General features: G+C 49.6%; 5 protein-coding genes and 4 tRNA genes. 7 read left to right on the top strand and 2 right to left on the bottom strand.

Annotation, left to right across the window (positions count from 1 at the left end; all coding sequences use genetic code 11):
* The first annotated feature begins 239 nt into the window (after positions 1–239).
* Positions 240–1,268, top strand: coding sequence for a UDP-N-acetylmuramate dehydrogenase (gene murB / locus NA330_RS23135; protein ID WP_023242138.1), 1,029 nt, complete (start codon positions 240–242; stop codon positions 1,266–1,268).
* Complete coding sequence (gene birA, locus NA330_RS23130; RefSeq protein ID WP_000655746.1) at positions 1,265–2,227, top strand: bifunctional biotin--[acetyl-CoA-carboxylase] ligase/biotin operon repressor BirA; 963 nt, start codon at positions 1,265–1,267, stop codon at positions 2,225–2,227. Before murB ends, birA begins: the two co-directional genes overlap by 4 nt.
* 34 nt (positions 2,228–2,261) lie before the next feature.
* On the opposite strand, the gene coaA is transcribed toward birA, so the two are convergent.
* Positions 2,262–3,212, bottom strand: coding sequence for a type I pantothenate kinase (gene coaA / locus NA330_RS23125; protein ID WP_000023068.1), 951 nt, complete (start codon positions 3,210–3,212; stop codon positions 2,262–2,264).
* A 208-nt stretch (positions 3,213–3,420) separates the two neighbouring features.
* Entirely contained in the window at positions 3,421–3,594 is a 174-nt protein-coding gene (locus NA330_RS23120; protein ID WP_031608374.1) for a hypothetical protein, read from the bottom strand.
* A gap of 19 nt (positions 3,595–3,613) precedes the next feature.
* Here NA330_RS23120 and NA330_RS23115 point away from each other — a divergent pair.
* The 5 genes from NA330_RS23115 to NA330_RS23095 form a co-directional block, all read left to right on the top strand.
* Positions 3,614–3,689: transfer RNA gene (locus NA330_RS23115), tRNA-Thr, on the top strand.
* Positions 3,690–3,697: 8 nt separating this feature from the next.
* A tRNA-Tyr gene (locus NA330_RS23110) sits at positions 3,698–3,782 on the top strand.
* Between the two features lie 116 nt (positions 3,783–3,898).
* Positions 3,899–3,973 (top strand) — tRNA-Gly (locus NA330_RS23105).
* 6 nt (positions 3,974–3,979) lie between these two features.
* Positions 3,980–4,055: transfer RNA gene (locus NA330_RS23100), tRNA-Thr, on the top strand.
* A gap of 115 nt (positions 4,056–4,170) precedes the next feature.
* On the top strand, positions 4,171–4,406 hold a 236-nt coding region (locus NA330_RS23095; RefSeq protein WP_000031667.1), incomplete at its 3' end, for a GTP-binding protein.

The following is a 4,406-nucleotide window of genomic DNA, read 5'->3' as shown; positions in this document are numbered from 1 at the left end:
GCCGTAGCGCCGATGGTAGTGTGGGGTCTCCCCATGCGAGAGTAGGGAACTGCCAGGCATCAAATTAAGCAAAAGGCCCTGTCGGAAGACAGGGCCTTTTGTTTTATCTGTAGTCTGCCGGATGGCGGCTCCGCCTTATCCGGCCTACAGGGACGCGCCGATCCACCCTCAATATAACCACAAGCCTTCCCAACACAGATACGGTAAACTATTGCCGATTGAGTATCAGGAAAGCAGCCATGACCCACTCCCTAAAACCCTGGAATACCTTCGGCATTGATCATTGTGCAAAGCACATCGTATGCGCTGAAAACGAACAACAACTACTGAGCGCCTGGCAGCAAGCAACTCGTGAGGGACTGCCGGTTATGATCCTGGGTGAAGGAAGCAATGTCCTGTTTCTGGAAAATTACGCCGGCACCGTGATCCTTAACCGCCTGAAAGGCATTGAGGTCAATGAAACCGCGGACGCCTGGCACCTACACGTCGGCGCAGGCGAAAACTGGCATCAGCTGGTTCGCTACGCGCTGGACAACAACATGCCTGGCCTGGAGAATCTGGCGCTCATCCCTGGCTGCGTTGGTTCCTCGCCTATACAGAATATTGGCGCGTATGGCGTAGAACTACAGCGCGTCTGCGACTACGTTGACTGCGTTGAACTGGAAACGGGAAAACGTCTGCGTTTGTCCGCGGCGGAATGCCGTTTCGGCTATCGTGACAGTATCTTCAAAAATGAATATCAGGATCGCGTTGCGATCGTCGCGGTGGGTCTGCGTTTGTCAAAGCAATGGCAGCCGGTGTTGACCTATGGCGATCTTACTTGTCTGGACCCGAAAACGGTCACCGCGCAACAGGTGTTTGATGCTGTATGCCATATGCGCACCACAAAATTGCCGGATCCTAAAGTGAATGGCAATGCGGGCAGCTTTTTTAAAAATCCCGTTGTCGCAGCCGATATCGCTATGGAACTGTTAGAACGATTTCCCAACGCGCCGCATTACCCTCAGGCAGACGGCTCAGTGAAGCTGGCGGCAGGCTGGCTTATAGACCAATGTCAGTTGAAAGGCATCACTATTGGCGGCGCTGCGGTGCATCGCCAACAGGCGCTGGTATTGATTAATGCGAATAATGCGACAAGTAAAGATGTGGTGGCGCTGGCGCATCATGTCCGGCAAAAAGTGGGTGAAAAATTTAATGTCTGGCTGGAGCCTGAGGTTCGCTTTATTGGTCGGTCCGGAGAGGTGAACGCTGTGGAGAGCATTGCATGAAAGATACTACCGTTCCCCTGACGCTGATCTCACTACTTGCCGACGGAGAGTTTCACTCAGGCGAGCAGTTGGGTGAACGGCTGGGAATGAGCCGCGCGGCGATTAATAAACATATCCAGACATTACGCGACTGGGGAGTAGATGTATTTACCGTTCCCGGGAAAGGATATAGCTTACCGGAACCCATCCAGTTACTGGATGCTGACCGTATTCATAGCCAACTGGATAGCGGAAACGTGGCGGTATTGCCCGTTATCGATTCAACCAATCAGTATTTACTTGATCGAATTGGCGAACTGCGCTCAGGCGATGCCTGTGTAGCAGAATACCAACAGGCAGGGCGTGGTCGTCGCGGGCGTAAATGGTTCTCACCGTTTGGCGCGAATCTATATCTTTCAATGTACTGGCGCCTGGAGCAGGGGCCTGCGGCGGCAATAGGCTTGAGTCTGGTCATTGGAATTGTGATGGCGGAAGTGCTGCGTGAACTGGGCGCAGATAAAGTTCGTGTGAAGTGGCCTAACGACCTTTACCTACTGGATCGCAAACTGGCGGGTATTCTGGTCGAGTTAACCGGTAAAACGGGCGATGCCGCACAAATAGTGATTGGCGCTGGTATTAACATGGCAATGCGTCGTGTAGAAGAGGACGTGATAAATCAGGGATGGATCACACTACAAGAGGCCGGAATTACGCTCGACCGCAATATGCTGGCCGCAAAGCTGATTTATAAGCTACGTGCTGCGCTTGAGCTTTTTGAGCAAGAAGGGCTTTCTCCTTATCTTTCGCGCTGGAAAAAACTGGATAATTTTATTGATCGTCCGGTAAAACTAATTATTGGCGACAAAGAAATATTTGGTATTTCTCGCGGCATTGATACTCAGGGTGCATTATTGCTTGAACAGGATGGCGTGATTAAACCCTGGATGGGGGGGGAAATATCGCTGCGAAGCGCCGAATAGTAAAAAAGGGGAGTCGGTACTCCCCTTTTTTCTGTTATTTCCGCAATCTTACCTGTTCCACCGCATGGTTAGCGCTCTTGGTCATAATAAGGCTGGCACGTTCTCGTGTAGGTAAGATATTTTGTTTTAAATTCAACCAGTTAATTTCTTTCCAAAGCGAAGCTGCTGTATTAACAGCTTCTTCTTTAGATAATTTCGCATAATTGTGGAAATAAGAGTCAGGATCGGTAAACGCCCCTTCGCGGAATTTCAGGAAGCGATTGATATACCACGTCTGAAGAAGTTCTTCTGGCGCATCAACGTAAATAGAGAAATCAACGAAATCAGAAACAAATACATGATGCGGATCGTGAGGATAATCCATACCGCTTTGTAAAACATTCAAACCTTCAAGAATCAATATATCAGGCTGAGCGACGGTTTTATCCCCTTCAGGAATAACATCGTAAATCAAATGAGAATAGACTGGCGCCGTCACGTTCGGTACGCCCGACTTGAGGTCAGAAACGAATTTCACCAGTCGGTGCATATCATACGATTCGGGGAACCCCTTTTTCTTCATTAACCCGCGTTCTTTCAACACCTGGTTTGGGTGGAGGAAGCCGTCTGTGGTAATCAATTCAACACGGCGGTGTTCCGGCCAGCGACTCAGCAACGCTTGCAGAACGCGTGCTGTCGTGCTTTTACCCACTGCGACGCTGCCCGCGATACTGATGATGTAAGGGATTCGCTGGCCGTTAGTGCCCAGAAACTGTTCCAGGACAGCCTGACGACGCAGATTTGAACTGATATAGAAATTTAGCAAACGGGAGAGAGGTAAATATATTTCTGCAACTTCTTCCAGCGATAAATCTTCATTAATGCCTTTTAACTGCGCGATCTCATCCTCGGTCAGGGTCATCGGCACAGAATCGCGAAGCGCAGCCCACTGGCTGCGATCAAACTGTAGGTAAGGCGTCATTAACGATTGCTCTTTTATACTCATAAGCATGTTTCTGGCTGCTATTGCTACATCAGTTCAGCGATGAACGAGGGCCATCCCTGACATGCAACGGCACGTCACATTTAAGTTAATTTGGACAATGGGCAGGAGGGTAACACCAGATGGGGAGGAATAATAAGAAAAAATCTCGCTGTGAAAGCTATCCCTGAGAAGCAATGTGACGAATATACCAGATACAGAAGATTGCTTTCTATCGACGGAGCGTTGAAATGCCGCGTCGTATCCTGGTCAGACGGTCGATAAAATGCCGAAAATTTATGCTCTCTTGTTTGAAATTAGAGCATTTTTGTCTCTTATAGCGCAAAATGTGAGCGATAGAACATTTTATGCAATTTTTTAGTTGCATGAGCACGCAGGTCTCCATAGAATGCGCGCTACTTGATGCCGACTTAGCTCAGTAGGTAGAGCAACTGACTTGTAATCAGTAGGTCACCAGTTCGATTCCGGTAGTCGGCACCATCAAGTCCGGTGGGGTTCCCGAGCGGCCAAAGGGAGCAGACTGTAAATCTGCCGTCACAGACTTCGAAGGTTCGAATCCTTCCCCCACCACCATTTTCGGCCGCGCGATGGCGCAGCCCGAGACGATAAGTTCGCTTACCGGCTCGAATAAAGAGAGTTTCTCTCGATATTCAGTGCAGAATGAAAATCAGGTAGCCGAGTTCCAGGATGCGGGCATCGTATAATGGCTATTACCTCAGCCTTCCAAGCTGATGATGCGGGTTCGATTCCCGCTGCCCGCTCCAAGATGTGCTGATATAGCTCAGTTGGTAGAGCGCACCCTTGGTAAGGGTGAGGTCGGCAGTTCGAATCTGCCTATCAGCACCACTTCTTTTCTCCTTCCTGTTTTTCTCTTCTGTTTATTAGCATTCAACAAGTCGGGCGTGTTGCCTGGTTGATGTGGTGATATCACCGATTTATCCGTGTCTTAGAGGGACAATCGATGTCTAAAGAAAAGTTTGAACGTACAAAACCGCACGTTAACGTCGGTACTATCGGCCACGTTGACCATGGTAAAACAACGCTGACCGCTGCCATTACTACCGTACTGGCTAAAACCTACGGCGGTGCCGCTCGCGCATTCGACCAGATCGATAACGCGCCGGAAGAAAAAGCGCGTGGTATCACCATCAACACTTCTCACGTTGAATACGATACCCCGACCCGCCACTACGCACA

Origin of the sequence: Salmonella sp. NW722 (assembly GCF_051702785.1) — a bacterium.
GTDB classification, from domain to species: Bacteria; Pseudomonadota; Gammaproteobacteria; order Enterobacterales; family Enterobacteriaceae; genus Salmonella; species Salmonella enterica.
This window is presented reverse-complemented; position numbering and strand designations above follow the sequence as displayed.

What these genes read in the sequence shown, in the direction of transcription:
- coaA (WP_000023068.1), bottom strand. Translation starts at nt 3,212, where the DNA reads ATGAGTATAAAAGAGCAATCGTTAATGACGCCTTACCTACAGTTTGAT.
- murB (WP_023242138.1), top strand. Translation starts at nt 240, where the DNA reads ATGACCCACTCCCTAAAACCCTGGAATACCTTCGGCATTGATCATTGT.
- NA330_RS23120 (WP_031608374.1), bottom strand. Translation starts at nt 3,594, where the DNA reads ATGGAGACCTGCGTGCTCATGCAACTAAAAAATTGCATAAAATGTTCT.
- birA (WP_000655746.1), top strand. Translation starts at nt 1,265, where the DNA reads ATGAAAGATACTACCGTTCCCCTGACGCTGATCTCACTACTTGCCGAC.